Source organism: Candidatus Leptofilum sp. (genome assembly GCF_965223525.1).
GTDB lineage: Bacteria > Chloroflexota > Anaerolineae > Promineifilales > Promineifilaceae > Leptofilum.
In genome coordinates, this window is the sequence record NZ_OZ245005.1 from 2,089,728 (window position 1) to 2,107,040 (window position 17,313).

At 54.0% G+C, this 17,313-nt stretch carries 9 protein-coding genes; all 9 read left to right on the plus strand.

All coding sequences use genetic code 11. From position 1 onward, the window contains the following. The first annotated feature begins 69 nt into the window (after nucleotides 1–69). Nucleotides 70–2,925, plus strand: a complete 2,856-nt coding sequence (locus ACOQPM_RS26000; protein WP_420631307.1) for a C25 family cysteine peptidase — start codon at nucleotides 70–72, stop codon at nucleotides 2,923–2,925. A 96-nt stretch (nucleotides 2,926–3,021) separates the two neighbouring features. After that, entirely contained in the window at nucleotides 3,022–4,080 is a 1,059-nt protein-coding gene (locus tag ACOQPM_RS26005) for an FHA domain-containing protein (RefSeq protein WP_420631308.1), read from the plus strand. A gap of 4 nt (nucleotides 4,081–4,084) precedes the next feature. Continuing rightward, nucleotides 4,085–7,051 carry a protein kinase domain-containing protein gene (locus ACOQPM_RS26010; protein ID WP_420631309.1) on the plus strand — a complete coding sequence of 989 codons (2,967 nt, stop codon included), beginning with the start codon at nucleotides 4,085–4,087 and terminating at the stop codon, nucleotides 7,049–7,051. Next, the gene (locus ACOQPM_RS26015; protein WP_420631310.1) at nucleotides 7,036–8,742 is read left to right on the plus strand and encodes a CocE/NonD family hydrolase; all 1,707 of its coding nucleotides are present in this window, start codon (nucleotides 7,036–7,038) and stop codon (nucleotides 8,740–8,742) included. The genes ACOQPM_RS26010 and ACOQPM_RS26015 overlap by 16 nt, the downstream gene beginning before the upstream one ends. Nucleotides 8,743–8,885: 143 nt before the next feature. After that, nucleotides 8,886–11,678 (plus strand): SUMF1/EgtB/PvdO family nonheme iron enzyme, encoded by a 2,793-nt coding sequence (locus tag ACOQPM_RS26020; protein WP_420631311.1) that lies wholly within the window; start codon nucleotides 8,886–8,888, stop codon nucleotides 11,676–11,678. A 262-nt stretch (nucleotides 11,679–11,940) separates the two neighbouring features. After that, nucleotides 11,941–12,819 carry a prephenate dehydrogenase gene (locus tag ACOQPM_RS26025; protein WP_420631312.1) on the plus strand — a complete coding sequence of 293 codons (879 nt, stop codon included), beginning with the start codon at nucleotides 11,941–11,943 and terminating at the stop codon, nucleotides 12,817–12,819. A gap of 95 nt (nucleotides 12,820–12,914) precedes the next feature. Continuing rightward, complete coding sequence (locus tag ACOQPM_RS26030) at nucleotides 12,915–13,259, plus strand: hypothetical protein (RefSeq protein ID WP_420631313.1); 345 nt, start codon at nucleotides 12,915–12,917, stop codon at nucleotides 13,257–13,259. A 79-nt stretch (nucleotides 13,260–13,338) separates the two neighbouring features. Further along, on the plus strand, nucleotides 13,339–14,331 hold the full coding sequence (locus ACOQPM_RS26035) for a sodium:calcium antiporter (RefSeq protein ID WP_420631314.1): 993 nt from the start codon (nucleotides 13,339–13,341) through the stop codon (nucleotides 14,329–14,331). 104 nt (nucleotides 14,332–14,435) lie between these two features. Then, on the plus strand, nucleotides 14,436–17,255 hold the full coding sequence (locus tag ACOQPM_RS26040; protein WP_420631315.1) for a hypothetical protein: 2,820 nt from the start codon (nucleotides 14,436–14,438) through the stop codon (nucleotides 17,253–17,255). Nucleotides 17,256–17,313 lie beyond the last annotated feature (58 nt).

Consider the following 17,313-nt stretch of genomic DNA (forward strand, 5'->3'; position numbering starts at 1 on the left):
ATCTGTAGAGTATAGAATTCCGTGTCAATTCTTTAACTTTTGTAAATCCAAATGGTTGTAAATCGGAAAATGACCGCAATAATCACTCAGCAAAGCCGCCCGCTGCTTTTGCTCCTCTTAGGGGTTGGCTGGCTAGTTTTGGGTGGGGAACAAACATATTCAGCCCTCCCAACAAGCGCTTCCCCCGCGCCACAAATAACGTTGCTGGCCGATGGGCTGCACCTGACCTGGAACCTCCCCCAAGTGGAGGAACTCCCTCAGCCTGATGGCTCGGTTAGCCTAACGATACCTGGGTTTGAGATGGAAGCGTTGCCCGGCTACCCGGTTTTGCCCCAAAGTTCGGTTTTGGTGGCTTTGCCGCCGGATGCGGAACCAGAACTGGCCTTTGTGGAAACGGCCGTAAACCACAAATCACTGTCTCACTCGCTCACCATCAATCCCCAGCCACAGGGCGTCCAGCGTGATGCCGCTGAGCAACTGGTTGGGGGTGCGATGGTGCCAGCCCCTCCGCAACAAGATGCACTCCCCATTCTTCAACTGACCGAAATTGGCACCATGCGTGGGGTGCGCCTGGCACGGCTCACCCTGCGGCCAGTGCAGCCAGATGGCGACCAGCTTCGCCTGACGGCGGCCATTACCGCTACGATCCAATTCAACAGCGTATCCAACGCCAGCCGACCTACTGAGACCACTTTTAACCCCCTGCAAACGGCCGTTGCCAGCCAGGTCATCAACCCAGACCAGCTAATCACTGAACAACCCTATAGCCAACCAGCGACAGTTGCTGCTACCGATCCCGCCGTTTTTATTGAAGTGGCCGCACCGGGAATAACGGCCATTACCCACAGCGATCTTCAAGCAGCAGGCTTTGCTGTAAATGAGATTGATCCCGCAAACTTACAGCTTTGGTATGATGGCCAAGAACGGCCGCTGGAATGGTTTGGCGACGGCGACGCCCAATTTGAACCAGACGAATCGTTCCGCTTTTACGCCGCCCCCTGGTTTAGCCGCTGGCAGACCAACGATATGTACAAATTGACCGTCGGCAGCAGCCCCGGCACCAGAATGGGTAGCCAGCCAGCGTCTCCCAGCGGTTTGACGACCGGTTCACTTTGGCTAACGGTCGTTGCCGAGCAAAACAATCTCTACACTCCCGACTGCCTTTGTGGATATTTGCCTGCTGGACGGGATGGCGACCGTTGGGTGTGGGAAGATTTGCGCCAGCCGGGACGGCCGTCTGCCAGCTACAACATCGAGCTACCTTATGTCAACCAGTCCCAGGCTGCCCAGCTAACCCTGTGGGCCATCGGCTTTACCAGCCTCGATGCCAGCCCAGACCACCACCTCAATCTGAGCTTTAACGACAGCGGGGTGGGGAGTGTGAGTTGGGATGGCAAAACGGCCGTTACCAACACCCTTTCCCTGCCTGCTAGCAGCCTACAGGCCAGCAGCACGCTCAACCTCTCCATTCCCGCCGTGCCTGGCGTCAGCATAGACGGCCTTTGGCTGGATGCCTTTGCCGTGCGCTATAGCTATAACGGTAGCCAAATCGCCGCTAACGAGCAGCTTTTTGTAGAGGGCGCATCTGCTCGCCGCGCCTACACGGTGAATTTAGGCAGCAGTGCTGGGCTGCGCCTGTACGATGTTACCGATCCCGCCGCGCCCGCCGTGCTGAACAGTACCAGCTTGCAGGGTAGCGAAATTAGCTGGGGCGATCCCGATGCCGCCGGACACAACTACCTCATCAGCAACAGCAGCAGCCTGCATACTCCCGCCGCCATTCGCCTGCCACAAACGCTGCCCGTGGGCAGTGCCGACATGATTATCATCAGCCACGCCAGCTTTGTACCTGCGCTCACGCCGCTGGTGAATTTGCGGCAAAGCCAGGGGCTTTCTGTGCTAACGGCAGATGTGCAGGCGGTGTATGATGGCTTCGGCAACGGCCGTATCACCCCCGAAGCGATCCGCAGCTACCTGAGTGACCTTTACCATAGCGGCAGCCCAGCCCCCACCTATGTGCTGCTTGTCGGCGACGGCACCAGCGACCCCAAACAGTACCGCACCGATTCACAAGCCACCTGGCTGCCGCCTTACCTGGCCGATACCGACCCCTGGATTGGCGAAGTCGCTGCTGACAATCGTTTTGTTACAGTTGATGGTGATGACTTTCTGCCAGATATGATCATCGGTCGCTTACCGGTGAACAGCTTGGCCGAAGCGCAAACTGTCGTGTCGAAAATTGTAGAATACGAGACGGAGCCGTTTTTTGGGGATTGGAACGGCCGTATCACCTTCATTGCCGACAATACCGATGCCGCTGGCAACTTTGCTGCTCACTCAGCCAATTTGCAGCAAAGCTATGTGAGCGATCCCTGGCAACCAACCAACATCAGCTACAACCCAGCAACCAACACGGAAACGGCCGTACAGACCCAAATTCAGCAAGCATGGCAAAATGGCCAGGGGTTGATGGTTTACACCGGGCACTCCTCCATACACCAGTGGGGGGCAGAACGCTTTTTTCATCTGGATGATGTAGAGAATTTGCAAAACGGCGGGCGATTGCCAGTGCTGTTGCAGATGACCTGCTTCACAGGTTCCTTTACCCAACCGTTTTGGGACACGCTGGATGAGTCGCTGCTGCGCCAGCCAGATGGTGGCGTCGTGGCCGTGTGGGGAGCCACCGGGCTGGGCGTCGGCACTGGCCATGATGCCCTAGCCGGAGGTTTTTTGCAGGCAGTGATTGGGGCAGATGAGGTAAGGGTGGGAACGGCCGTTCTTGCCGGAAAGCTCAACTTGCTCACCGACAAACCGGCCCATCAAGATTTGCTCGACACCTTCACCCTCTTTGGCGACCCCGCCACCCAATACAACACCGACTTCTGGGCAGGCATTCCCACCTACCTGCCACTCATCAGCCGCTAACCACAAATACCCAAAAACCAACGCCTAAAAATATCTGCCAAATAATTTGGAGATTATGCTATACTGACTTTGTGCCAAACAAACAAAGGAGGAAATGTGTCTGTTTCATATTATTTGCACACACCACTGCCTGATAATTCTAATGAATGGCCCGCCATCTCACGCTTGGGTCGGTTGATGCAGCGCCACTTTGGGCAAGCCCAAGACGAATATACCCTTGTTTTTAATATTGATCCCGGCAGAAAAATCATCACCGCCGAGGGTGATACCTTGACGCAGTTAGAAGCGTTACTCATTGGACCTAAATTTGTATCCATCATTGAGTTGAAAAACTGTTATGAACCCCTCCGGGTAGGTTCGCTTACTGGGGCATGGCTTTGTGGTGATTATGAGCTCCAGGGTGGTAAATCACCAAATCCATTTTTGCAGGTTAATTATGCACGCCAAGTTTGGTCCAGTTATTTGGCTGAAAAATGCGCGTTTCACAATCTTGGATTTCAGTTAGATGATTGGCGGAGGCGGTGGGAGCATTTGAGCGTTTTCCTTTTGTTTGTACCATTTTTGCACCCAGATTCAGTATTGCCTCCGCTTAAAAAGGCGGCTGGCTGGCTAAAAGTTGGCGGTATTGACAGTGTGCCAGATTTTGCGTTTCAGACGAAGTCTAAACGTCTTGGGCTGGCTCCTGCAACGATCAACACGATTGTGACGGATGTTTTGGGTGCGAAACCCTGGCCGGAGCTAGCACGCGTGCAGGATGAGCAAATTGGCAGCCTGTACATTGCGGAACCGGATCGGCCCTTAATTCGGATACCGCTGTATCAATTTGATGATATTTCAATCGGCCGTTCGGCAACGCAGTTAGTCCGGATTCATAGAGGATTTCGCCGCATTAGCAAGGCACACGCCCGCTTGGAGGTGCAAAATGGTGAGGTGGCACTGTATGATGCGGGTAGTAAAAATGGGACGTATGTTAAGCTGAACGGCCGTTTCCAACAGATAAAACCTGGCTATGTTTTGTCTCAAAACGAGAGAGCATTGCTTGGCTCTAAAAATAGTAAAAGAGCAGTCCAAGTTTGGTACAAGCTGCACACAAAAGCAGCCGTCAAGACGGTAGATACCAAAACAAAATTCGGCACATTAGACGACAAAGATTGATGAAATGATAGAGTTGCCAAAACGGTATGAATTAGGCGAAAAAATTGGCGAAGGGGCCATGGGGGAAGTCTACCAAGCCTATGATACCCAAACTGAACGAGATGTTGCCATCAAAATATTGCCTGCCGATTCCTTAAAAGGGTCGCGTCGGGCGCGGTTTCAGCGTGAGGCGCGCACCATTGCCCGCCTGGAACATCCTTCTGTAGTGCCGCTTTACGACTTTGACTTGCCAGAGGGACCCGATGAGCAGCCATTTTTGGTCATGCGCTACATGACCGGCGGAACGTTGGCAGGCAGAATTCGGCAAGGGCGTTTACCCAAAGATGACGTGATTCAAATTACCCGCCGCATTGGGCAGGCGTTGGATGCTGCCCATAAGCGGAAATTGGTACACCGAGACATCAAGCCGGGCAATATTTTGCTAGATGATGATGGCTACGCTTACCTGGCAGATTTTGGCATTGTGAAGGACAGTGAAGCGGAAGAGGGGCTTACCAAAGAAGGACAACCAGGCACTGCGCCGTACATGAGCCCTGAACAAGTAATGGGGGATGAGCTAGACGGCCGTTCCGATATTTACGCGCTTGGGGTCGTTGTTTTTGAAATGTTAACTGGCTCACTGCCCTTCAGCGGCAACCTGGGCATGATCTTCCAGGGACATGTGCATGAACCAGTACCGAGCGTCTTTAGATTTGTGGATGATTTGCCGGCTGAAGTAGATGAAATTTTGCGGAAAGTGATGGCTAAAAATCCGCAAGATCGCTTTCGCAAGGCAGAGCATCTGGCACACCTGCTGGATGCTGCCTTGAAATCGCCCACCGCATACATGACCTCGCGGGATGATCTTATTCGCACCCAAGCAGAGACCTTCGACACGGTAACGGACAGCGGTGATTCAACAGGTTCTTACTCATTCGGTTCGGCCGTTTCTGACACCAAACCAACGCCAGAGGTTCCTCCCACGGTGGAGACACAACAACGGCGACGCCTGCAGTGGCTGGCGGGTGGCTTAGGGCTGGCATTGTTGGTTGTTTTGGCACTTTTCATTGGCAGCCAATTGGGGCAATCACCCACACCCACGCTGGAATCCCGTGCCGTGATCATCGAACCGACTGCGTCTCCGAATGTGACTGAGACGCCCAGACCCCCTACGCCGATTGCCAACGTGATTCTGGTGTTACAAGCACACGACAGTGCCGTCTGGCGAAATGGAGAGAATCTGGAGAAGCTACCAGAAGACGGCCGTATTCCCTTCCTGGATACTGTGCTGTTGCAAACAGGGCAGGGGCCGATTGAGCTGTTGCTGCCAGACTTCACCCGCATCATTTTGGATGTAAATACCAAGCTGCTAATAGAAACGGCCGTTTCAGAAGATACCGTTCGGCTTCAGTTAGAAGAAGGGCGGATTCTTGTTAAATCTGAAAAAGCTGTACATATTTACCACGATGCAGGTTACCAAGCAGATTTAGTGAACGGTATTTTTGGGGTAGAGTTTAATCAAACAACAGAAATCTGGGCGGTAGATTGTTTAGAAGGGATGTGTCAGCTTAGCGAGACAGATGAAGCAGACCCTATTGCTTTAATTGATGGACAGTCGGCGCAGTTAGCAGAAGATGTGCCCCTCATCCCGGTGAACACACAGCTTTCACGCATTGCCGCCTACAATAACTTAGATGCCTCCATCGTTGTACCAACCCCTACCGCCACGCCCACGCCAACAGCCACCAACACAGCCACGCTTACCCCAACCAGCAGCGACACGCCAACCCGTACGCCCGATCCGGAATTTCTCGGGTCTGAAACGATTGTGTTAGGAACCTCAGTCGGTGGCCGAGAGATTGAGGTAGTGCGCTTTGGCAATGGGCCAGAAATCTTGTTGCTGGTTGGTGGTATCCATTATGGCTATGCTCCAAATACCGTCGTCCTATCGCAGCAGTTAATTGATTATTTTGAAGATAACATGACGGCCGTTCCCAGTGAGATTACCCTCTATATCATTCCAAACCTCAGCCCCGATGCAGAGGTTGCCCCAGGCACGGTAACGGGCCGCCTGAACGCCAACGGCGTAGACCTGAACCGCAACTGGGATTGCCGCTGGGAACCCAACCCTGAAGTTTTGGGGCAGGTTGTAGGCGGGGGAGGCGGAGCAGAAGTTTTCTCTGAACCAGAAACGCAACTGCTGAAGGATTTCATTGAAGAAAATCAGCCAGCGGCGGTGCTTTTCTGGGGAGCCAGGAACGGGCCAGGGCTGGCTGCCCCCGGCGCTTGCGAACCTGTGAGTCTAGTTTCTGCCCCGCTGGTGCATTATTACGCCCTCCCTGCCGGGCATGAGTTTGTGGCCAATCCAGAGGTGCAAACAAATCCAGATCTCGCTGGGGACGTGTCTAACTGGCTAGACAGCGAGGGCATTCCGGCCATCTTTGTGCTGCTACCTGGCTTTTTGGAGGTGAATTTTGAGCGCGAGTTGGCTGGGGTAACGTCGTTGTTCACGGCCGTCGCCAATCCAGAGAAAATCCAGCAAACACCCACGCCAGAAAGCTGCCCAGACCCCGTGAACCCGGCTTGGGCAGCCACTTACGCAACCTATCGCTTTCAGCTTGGCTGCCCCCAAAGCGGCGTGACCCAGCCCTTGAGCGTATGGCAGCAATTTGCCAACGGCCGTATGCTTTGGCGCGGAGATACAAATACTGTCTACGTGCTGTACGACGACCAAACACTGGATATTTTTGTCGTTGATCAACAAGAGCTGGGTGATTTTCGGGTAGATGAGCTGATCAAAGGTGCCATTGGCTATGTGTACGATAGCAACACGGCCGTTGCTGTCAAGCTCGGTCAGCCAGAAGATCAGGAACGCCAGGCCGCCGACGTCACTCTTCAGGAATTTAGCAAAGGCTTCATCATCTCCTGGCAGGATGAGGGCTTCCAGACCAATCTTATCTATCTAGACGCAAACGAATGGCAAAATCCGTAAGCAAATGGCTGGGATTGGCAGCGGTTGTGGCGGCTGGCGGGGCAATCTATCGGCAGCGGCGGCAATTGATTGCCCGTCTACTCAAGCTCCCGCCGCCCCAAAACAAATACAGTGTTGAACCCAATATGCACATCCCCATGCCAGATGGGGTTACGTTGGTTGCCGATTTGTACCGACCCACAAATTTGGCCGCTGCACCCACAGTTTTGATTCGCACACCATACGGCCGTAAAAACCTCAACCAATTCTTTGCCACCCTTTTTGCCGAACGGGGCTTCAACGTGGTGTGCCAGGACGTGCGCGGCCGTTTTGATTCCGAGGGTCACTTTGAACCCTACGTTAACGAAGCAGCCGACGGCGAGGCGACATTGGCCTGGATTGCGGAGCAGCGTTGGAGCAACGGCCGTATCGGCATGTGGGGGCAAAGCTACGTCGGCTTTGTGCAGTGGGCGGCTGCCTCTGCCGGCACGCTCCATCTGCATGCCCTGCTGCCCGCTATCACGCAATCTAACCTGGGTGGCCCAAACGACGAAGGCTTCATGTGGCTGGATCGCACCCTGCGCTGGATTCTGCTGCTGGAAGCGATGATGGATGATAGCCTGACGCCCTGGCGAAAAATGGGGCTTTCTTACTACGCGCCTGTGCAAAACCAGCGCATCGCCCCTGGCACAACAGAACTGCCGCTAGCAAACGCCGACGAGGCGGTGCTAGGCCATCCGCAAGATTTTTACCAGACGTGGGCAGAACGCTTCCAGCCGGACGATCCATATTGGCAAAATGTTGATTTGCGCGGCAAAGTGTCAGAAATTGACGTGCCGGTTCATCTGGTGGCGGGTTGGTACGATATTTTCCTCCAGGGTCAACTGGCCGACTATGCCGCCCTGCGCGCGGCTGGGCGCAACCCGTATCTCACCATCGGGCCGTGGACGCACATGGAATTTCCCGGCATGTTGGCTGCTGTTCGTGAAGGGCTGGATTGGTTTACGGCAAAGTTGAAGAGGGAGGTGGGCGCGACACGGCCGTATCCCGTCCACATTTACCTCCAAGGCGCAGAAAAATGGCTAGGGTACGAAAGCTGGCCGCCGCCAGCGCAAGAAACCCCGTTCTACCTGCAACCGCTGGCGGAGCTTGCTGCCAACCAGCTACCGCCAGAGTCGCCACCAGACCAATACCGCTACGATCCGGCCGACCCCACGCCCCACCTGGGCGGCGCACTGCTCTCCATTGAGGCAGGCAGGGCAGATAACCGTCCGCTGGAAGCCCGCCCCGACGTGCTGACCTATACCACCCAACCGCTCACCCAGCCGCTTACCATCATCGGCCATGTGCGCCTGCGGCTGTATGTGCACTCCAGCTTGGAACACACGGATTTTTACGGCCGTTTGTGTGATGTGGCTGCGGACGGCCGTTCCCTCAACATTTGCGACGGCCTCTTCCGCATAAAGCCAGGGCGTGGCCAACCCCAGCCAGACGGCAGCTTGCTCGTCGAGGTGGATATGTGGGCCACCGCCTACCAATTCCAGCCCGGCCACTGCATCCGCTTGCAGGTTTCCAGCGGTGCACACCCCCGCATCAGCCGCAATCTGGGCACAGACGACCCCATCATGCACGGCATCGAAATGCGCGTTGCCCACCAAACCATCTACCACGACCCAGCCCATCCCTCCGCCCTCATCCTCCCCCTCGCATAACCCGTGGTAGGGGCGAGGCAGGCGGCAACCGATCCTGCCAAAACGAAACACCATTTCCCCGCCTGCCTCGCCCAAAACTGCCAATATACCGACTGGAATTGTGACCCCGCCTCTGCTAAAATGCACCCAGCAAGGAGGACAGCGTGCCCACAGACAGCAGCGATAATGTGCAAGGCGATAAAGTTGGTCAAGACAAAATTAAGGTAGACGGCCTGGATGCTGAAGCGGCGGCAATTGGCACCAATGCCTCCGTCATCTTCAACAAAGGATATTCCCCCACCGAACTGGCGGAGCTGATTGATGAGTTAATCCGGCGCAGCCAGGCCAAACAGCCCGACGCTGATTTTACTTCTGAAGAACTACAGACCTACCACAAGCAGAGCGTGTTGGAACTAGTAGCACCACGCTACCAATTAGACAGCCGTTTTGTGCAAATTACCCTGCTCGTTGACCAGGGAGCCGAGGCGCAGGGAATTCGCTTTACCCCAGACTCCCAGCGCAAAAAATATAGCAGCCTCACCACCTTGCTGGCCGAAATTGACGACAAAGCGATTGTGCTGCTGGGCAAACCGGGCAGCGGCAAGACAACCCTGCTGCGCCGCTTGCAGCTAGAACATGCCTGGGCAGAGCTAGAAAACCCCACCGGGTGCGTCGCTTTCTTTGTGCCGCTCAACAGCTACCGCCGACCAAATTTAAGCCAACCGCTGCCCGAACCGCTCGACTGGCTAGCGGCTGAATGGCAGATTCGCCAACCCCGTTTGCCAGCGTTCGGCACCTTGTATGAAAACGGCAAGCTGCTCCTGTTGCTAGATGGTCTGAATGAGATGCCTCATAAAGATAAAGCAGATTACCGTGACCGCATAGGCCGCTGGCAAACCTTTTGGCAGCGTACCTGGCAATATGGCAATACGCTCGTTTTTAGCTGCCGTAGCCTGGATTACAGCGCTTCGCTGAGTGGCGAAGTGGCCGTGGTGCGCCAAACCCAGGTAGAGCCGCTTAGCCCAAGGCAAATTGAGGAATTTTTGCATTTACATTTAGATGATCAAATCGCTGAAAATGCCTGGGAAGTGCTGCGCCACGATCCGCAGCGGCTAAACTTGTTCAGTGCACCTTTCTTCTTGCGCCTGCTAGTAGACCAGATTGCGGCCACGGGAACCATGCCCACCGGGCAAGCTGCCCTGCTTACCAGCTTTGTGCGCCGCACCCTGTACCGGGAAATTGCCGAACGCCGCAATCGTTTGTTTGCCCCTGGCAGCTTGTTCAGCGAGGACGATTACCAGCAAACCTTGCACAATGCCTTTGCCGATCCCTACGCTTTGCCAGATGAAGGCGACCTGATCCCTAGCCTGGAGCAATTAGCTTACCAGATGCAGGCGGGTCGCCAAACGGAGGAAGCGGGACTAGTGCGCGCCAAAACGCGGCAGGCGCAAAAGTGGCTGCCGCCAGAAAGTGCCCAGGCAATTATTAACGCGGGCTGCCAGCTTAATATTTTGGACAAAGATATAGCTCGGCGGGAAATCACCTACTATCATCAGCTTATTCAGGAATATTTTGCCGCCCGCGTTATGGCGGTTGAGCCGCAGCCGGAACTGGTGCGCGTGCTCTGGCAGGTTGACGGCGTGACGCCCACTTTGGCCGAGACGGTGGCGGCGCTGGAGGTAAGCGACCCGCTGCCCCGGCTGCCTGCTACTGGCTGGGAAGAAACCACCACGCTGGCGGCGGCCATGAGCCAAAACCAGGAGCAGTTTGTGCGGGATTTGCTGACGCCCAACCTGCCGCTGGCCGCTCGTTGTGCCGCTGCGGCGGAAGTGACTGTTTCCCCACGCCTGACGCGGCAGCTGCAAGACGCACTGATTGCCCGCATTAACAACCCGCAGGCTGATTTGCGCGCCCGCATGGTGGCGGCAGAGACGCTGGGTGAGCTGGGCGACCCCCGCTTTGAGCGGCGTAGCGGACCACATGGTGACTATTTGCTGCCACCACTGGCAATGATTGCAGCGGGTGATTACCCGCTAGGCGACGATGGCAGTAGCTATGATAATGAAAAACCAGCTCATACCGTGACCCTGGCCGAATTTGAGATGGCTGTTTTCCCGGTAACCAATGCAGAATACCGGCTGTTTATGCGAGCAGGCGGCTATGAAGATGAGCAGTGGTGGCAAACGGAAGCGGCCCGCGCCTGGCGGCGTGGCGAAGGCAACAGTGAGGGGCGCAAACAGAGCGTTAGAGATGATTATCAACTTATTGCAGATTGGTCAGAGGATCGGATTCGTAATCTGCAAACAATGCCTGATCAAATAGATTACTTGTTGTGGCTTCAGAGTCTTTCCCCTGAAGAATTAGAGAAAAAAATGGAGGAAGGTTTTCCTTCCGGCCAGCTATATCGCCAGCCAGAATATTGGGAGGACAGTCGCTTTAATCATCCGGCGCAGCCCGTGGTGGGCACCACCTGGTTTGAGGCGAGAGCTTATTGTGCCTGGCTGTCGGCGCAGACGGGTGATTTGTACGCGTTACCCACCGAAGCAGAGTGGGAAGCCGCCACACGCGGGCAGATAGGCCGCATTTATGCCTGGGGCAAAGAATATAGTTCGAGCCGCTGCAACACCTTTGAAACCCACATTCGTGCCACGACGCCGATAGGGGTTTTCCCCGACGGCCGTACCCCAAAAACCAACATCGCTGACTTAAACGGTAACGTTTGGGAATGGACATCAACCATCTGGGGCAGCACCCGGCAAAAATCGGATTTCCCTTACCCGTATGATGCCCAAGACGGCCGTGAAAACCCAAACGACGCTAATTCTGGGCGCGTGGTGCGCGGCGGCTCGTGGCTCATCATTCAGAACAATATGCACGGGGCGTTTCGCTTCAGCTTCCGTCCTGGCAATCGTAGCCACGTTTTGGGTTGTCGGGTGCGTCGTTCCCCATCTCAATAGGGCTCTGGTCTTTGGTCGGCGGGCGCAGCGGTAGCGTAGTCCCGCCATCGCGCGCAGCGCGAGCTGTCAAGTTTTCTCCTCTTCGCCAATTGGAGAATACAAAAGTCTCCAAGACTTTTGTATTCTTCGCTATGCTGTGGCCGGTGTCGTCACCGTGCCACCTACCAACAAAAACTCGAGCATTGTTCAGCATCTTATCTGAGAATGTTTCCTGCTCTTGGTGTAGGGACGGCCGTAAGAAATCCCGGTATAATCCCCAACTATGCAGGTAGAGCGGATTTGTGTGGTTGGTTTGGGGTTGATGGGTGGCTCATTGGCGTTGGCTTTGCGCCTGGCGCGGCGATTGGCAATTCCGCAACGGCCGTTTCACCTTACCATCGTAGACACAAACCCCAAAACCCGCGCCGCCGCTGGCCGCATTGCCGATTTTGTTAGCGACGACCTCGCTTTGGGCGTGGAAAAAGCGGATTTAATCGTCCTGGCAACGCCCGTCCGCACCATCGTCAACGTGCTGAACCAATTACCCAGATTGCGCCCTGATGGCTGTCTGGTGCTTGATCTGGGCAGCAGCAAAACCGACATTTGTCAGGCAATGGACAATCTAACTGCCAATTTTCAGGCCATTGGCGGCCACCCGATGTGCGGCAAAGAAGTGGCGGGCTTTGGTGCCGCCACGCCCGATATGTTCCGCCAGCACACTTTCATTTTATGCCCCACGCAGCGTACCACGCCCCACATGGAAACCGTCGCCCACCAGCTTGTGGCCGATTTGGGGGCAAATCCACTGGTTTTACCGCCCACTTTGCACGACAATATGGTCGCCGTGGTGAGCCATTTGCCCTACATGGTGGCCACCGCGCTCATGCGGAACGCCGCCAGCCTGGACGATGACCGCCTCTGGCCTGTTAGCTCCTCTGGCTTTCGTGATACGTCTCGCGTCTCAGGCACCGATCCCCAGATGATGCTGGATATTTTGCTGACGAACAAGACGGCCGTTCTCCAGCAAATCGCTCATTACCAAAGCCAACTGGGCGAGGTCGCCGCCCTCATTGAGGCCAACGACGAAGAAAAGTTGATGGCATGGCTCACTGAAACCCAAGAGGCATATTGGGCGTATCGAGAAGCAAAGAGAGATATTTGAATTTGATATTGCGTAATGCGTATTGTGTAACCGGAGAGTCGCTACGCAATACGCATTACGCAATAAAAGCATCCTGCGTAATTTAGGAGGCAACTATGTATATGCTCATGATGGTTTTGGACGATACAGCCCATTTGAACGATGTCCTCAACGCTTGGGAAAGTGCAGGTGTGGGCGGTGTTACCATCATCGAAAGCACCGGGCTGCACCGCGTACTGCGCCGACACAGTGCCGACATGGCCTTTGTCGGCTTTAGCCAGATGTTTGGCAGTGCTCGAGTGGGGCACAACACCCTGTTCACCGTCATTGATGATTTGGAATTGGCAGAAGCGGCCGTTTCTGCTACAGAGGCGGTTCTCGGCGACTTGACAGAGCCAGACAAAGGCATCATTTTTGCGCTGCCTGTGGCTAAGACGTGGGGGCTGACATTGGTGAAGTGACAAGGTGAACGGGTGATGCTCTGCAAAAGTCACTCGCTACTCGCATACTTGCCCACCTGCAAACTTGCATACTTAAATTATGGTTTGGTTACGATTTTTACTCAGTGCGGCCGTTGTGGTTTACGCGGCCATTAAATTAGCCGAATATGGCGACATCATTGCCGTCAGAACTAAGCTGGGCGGGCTGTTTGTCGGCACTATTTTTTTGGCAGGAGCCACTTCTTTGCCTGAACTCATCGCTTCGATTAGTGCCTTCCAGGCAGGCTTTCCTAACTTGGCGGCGGGTAACTTTTTTGGCAGCAACATGGTGAACATGATGCTCCTAGCAATTGTGGATCTCATCAATTACCAATTGCCACTGCTGCGGCGCGTTGCCATTAGTCATGCGCTCACGGCCGCGCTCACCACTATCTTGATGCTCGTAGCCATCATTTCCATCATGGATGAAGTAGACCTGAAGATTGGCTGGGTTGGATTGGACAGCCTGGTGATTATTGGGCTGTATTTCGGCGGCATCTGGCTCATTCAGCAAGAAAGCAAAGGGCCAGGTGAACAACAAGCTCCAGCCCCCGAACCGGCAGATGATTTTCCATCCTTGCGTCGCGGAATGATTGGCTTTGGCATTACGGCCGTTGTTCTCGTCCTCATCGTGCCGGTATTAGTTAGCGCCAGCACCGAAATTGCCGAAATCACCGGCCTAGGCACAGGCTTTGTCGGCACGGCGTTGCTTAGTTTGGTCACTTCTTTGCCAGAGCTGCTGGCCGCCCTCGCCGCCATGCGGATGAATGCGTTTGACATGGCCGTTGGCAATCTGTTTGGTTCCAGCGTTTTCAACATGCTGGGGCTGGGTATTGCAGATTTCTTTTATCTGGACGGCCGTTTCCTGGGAGCAATTGATGAAAACTTTGTGCTAGTTGGGCTGCTGGGGCTGTTACTCACAAACATGGCGCTGGTGGGCAATCTCGCCCGCGTCGAGCGTAAATTCCTCTTCATAGAGCTAGACACCATCGCCACCATCATCGTTTACCTGTTGGGGATGTACCTGTTATTTATCCGGGGAATTGGGGCGTGAACGGCCGTTGCTAAACAGAGCCATTTCGTTTAGAATGAACCTACTATGTTGTTAACATAATTCCATGTTTTTGTTTCCTAAAATTAATTCTGTAGTGAGTTCTTGTGGACTTCCAACTGATCCTCAAAACGCTTCGCCATCTCTCACAGCAGGCAGAAAATGCGCTTGTTGCGGCCACCAAGAAAAAAAGTATCGAGGGTCGGAATCTGGTATCGGGACTCCAACACATTTTGGCAGAGTTAGAAGACCAGGTTCGGTTAACAAATGAAAGCAGCCGAGGTCAGCCGTACAAAGGCTTGCTGGCTCATGAATTAAGCGATACCGCCCTTTTTTTTGGTCGTGAAGAGGCAACGGCCGTATTGCTTGAACAACTGCAAAACAACCGCCTGACCATCCTCCATTCCGAATCAGGTGTAGGCAAAACCTCTCTACTAAAGGCCAGCCTGACCCCCCATCTGCTGGAAGCAGGACATCTTCCACTATACTTACGCCCTTATAAGCAAGACCCCGGTCAGGCACTCAAAAACAGCTTTCGCCCCCGTCAGGCATTGACAACTGATATTCAGCCCGCAAGACCAGACCAATCTGTGCTGACTGCCTTACGTCACATCATGAGTGACCGATTTAGCCAAGACGACCTGCAAAACTTGGCATTCGATATGGGCATTGATCTAGATGATCTACCCGCAGTAACCAAAAGCGGCCGAATTAGAGAACTGATCCTTTACTGCAAGCGTCACGGCCGTATTGCCGAATTGCGCCAGACTGCTTATGCGCTGAGACCAGACCTCAAGGCGTTAAGCGAGAATTACCTGTTTGATACGGCCGTACTCAACAACTTTCTTCGCCAAATCACCGAGATTTTAGGTGATGATGTCACAATTTATATCTTTGTAGACCAATTCGAAGAGTTCTTTAGCCAGCTAGAAGAGCCAGACCGTCTTCCCTTCGTTCACCAACTGGCCGACTGCCTCTCTGACAGATCGCTAAACGTCCATTGGCTGCTATCCCTGCGCGGTGAATATCTTAGCCAGGTAAGTGATTTGGCACCCCCTTTGCGTGAACCCTTGGCCAATGAATACCGGCTAAAGCATTTACGCGCTGCCGAGGCACACAAGGTCATCACGCACCCCGCTGCACAGTTTGGTATCGAATATGAGACTGGTTTAGTCAATGATTTGGTAGCTGACTTGGGGCAAAAGGTCATTGTGCCAGCGCATCTACAGTGGGTATGTTCAGCTTTGGTTGACGCTTTACCTCCAGGGCAAACAACTATTACCAAACAGATGTATAAAGCGCAGGGTGGTACAGAGGGCATTTTGGCAGAACATCTAGATCGTTTCTTAAAGCTTAAATTGCCTCCGGGTGAGCGCGTGCTGACCCGACAACTGCTAGAAAGCCTAGTGACCTCCGACGTGCGCCGCGTTGCTCAAACAGAAGAAGCGCTTCTAACGGAATTAACAAAGGCAGATGTGACGCCACAAACTGTGCAGGCGCTCCTACAAAAGTTAGTCAACAATCGCCTGGTGCGCCGCTACGATATGGCTGAAATGGGGCTGCTTTATGAGCTGGCGCACGATTTTTTGGCCGAGCGCATTGAATTAAGCGACGAGACGGTTGTCCGTAAGCAGGCAGAAGAGCTGTTACACCAAGGGCTACATAACTGGCAGCAGCTTGAAATCCTATTGAGTGCTTCTGCCCTGCAAATTATTGGTAAACAGAGAGATAGTCTTGTTTTAGATGACAGGGCGTTGGGACTTTTGCTGCGTAGTGCAGCCAGCCAAGGGCAAAATCCAGCTCAGTGGGTGCAGCATATGTCGCTGCAGGGTCGGCAGACCTTTATTCGCTCATTTCCCACAGATCATTCGTTACGGCTGGATGAGGTTGCTGCATTGTGGGCGGTTCGTAGCGAGCTGCCTCGTTCAATGAAGACGGCCGTTTATCGGCAACATTTAACCTACCGAGCCCTGGCCAATAAGTGGTGGCTTCTTGCAGCACTTGTTGGCTTGTTTTTGGGGGTGCAAAGCCTGGCTTTGATTCCACCATTCCAAACCGATTGGCGTATTGTGGAGGCAGTGCCAGCCAGCATAACTGGGGGAAATTCATGGGTGGTAGCTGCTGATGCTCATGATCCAAACCATGTATATCTGTCTGACCAAACGCCTGGTGGCCTATACCAAAGCCTGGATGGTGGTTTGACTTGGCGCACGGTAGGCGACAGCAATCTACAAGATGTAGCGATCCGAGATGTGGCTGTGTCCGATCAAACCGTCTATGCACTCTCTCAGGAGGCTATCTTTGTTAAAATGCCAGCCAGTGAAACATGGTCGCGCTTTGAACCGCAATCATTGCTAGAAGCAAGAGCAATGTTGCAGGCAGTTGCGCTAAATCCCCTTATTCCAGACCGCGTGTATATTACGACCTTGCCTGCTGGTTTGCTAATGACCCAAAATGGAGGTCAGCAGTGGCAGCCAGTGGACATCCAGCAGATGTCGGCTGAGGCAATCTATGCAGTGGCAGCAGATGGGCAGCGATTGATTGTAGCTACAGACAGTGGAATTTGGTGGCGCGAGATCACTGATGATGCTTGGTTTCAGAAGCCGTTGCCAGAACCAGACGCGACGATTACCGACTTGGCCATTCCCTCGCAAAGCGGCCGTTTTTATATCAGCACAGAGGGTAATAGAATATACGATGCGGATGTGGCAGGAGAACAATATTTCTCTTTATTTGATGCACCGTTGGAGATGACGGCCGTTTCTTCTTTATCCGTTGTCAATGATGCCTGGTATGTTGTCGCCAACAGCCAGCTGCTTTGTCGCCGCACCTGGTTTTGGTGGCAAGCCGAATGGTGGCTGGGGCGATTGGGGCGGCCGGTTCCTTGCCTGGGTCAACCCAATACACCCAACTCCCTTATTCAGTAAGAAAATAACGGAAAAGAGATGATTATCCACGTTTATATTTGTAGCAGTTTATAGTCGT

What these genes read in the sequence shown, in the direction of transcription:
- ACOQPM_RS26015 (WP_420631310.1), top strand. Translation starts at nt 7,036, where the DNA reads ATGGCAAAATCCGTAAGCAAATGGCTGGGATTGGCAGCGGTTGTGGCG.
- ACOQPM_RS26030 (WP_420631313.1), top strand. Translation starts at nt 12,915, where the DNA reads ATGTATATGCTCATGATGGTTTTGGACGATACAGCCCATTTGAACGAT.
- ACOQPM_RS26025 (WP_420631312.1), top strand. Translation starts at nt 11,941, where the DNA reads ATGCAGGTAGAGCGGATTTGTGTGGTTGGTTTGGGGTTGATGGGTGGC.
- ACOQPM_RS26000 (WP_420631307.1), top strand. Translation starts at nt 70, where the DNA reads ATGACCGCAATAATCACTCAGCAAAGCCGCCCGCTGCTTTTGCTCCTC.
- ACOQPM_RS26035 (WP_420631314.1), top strand. Translation starts at nt 13,339, where the DNA reads ATGGTTTGGTTACGATTTTTACTCAGTGCGGCCGTTGTGGTTTACGCG.
- ACOQPM_RS26010 (WP_420631309.1), top strand. Translation starts at nt 4,085, where the DNA reads ATGATAGAGTTGCCAAAACGGTATGAATTAGGCGAAAAAATTGGCGAA.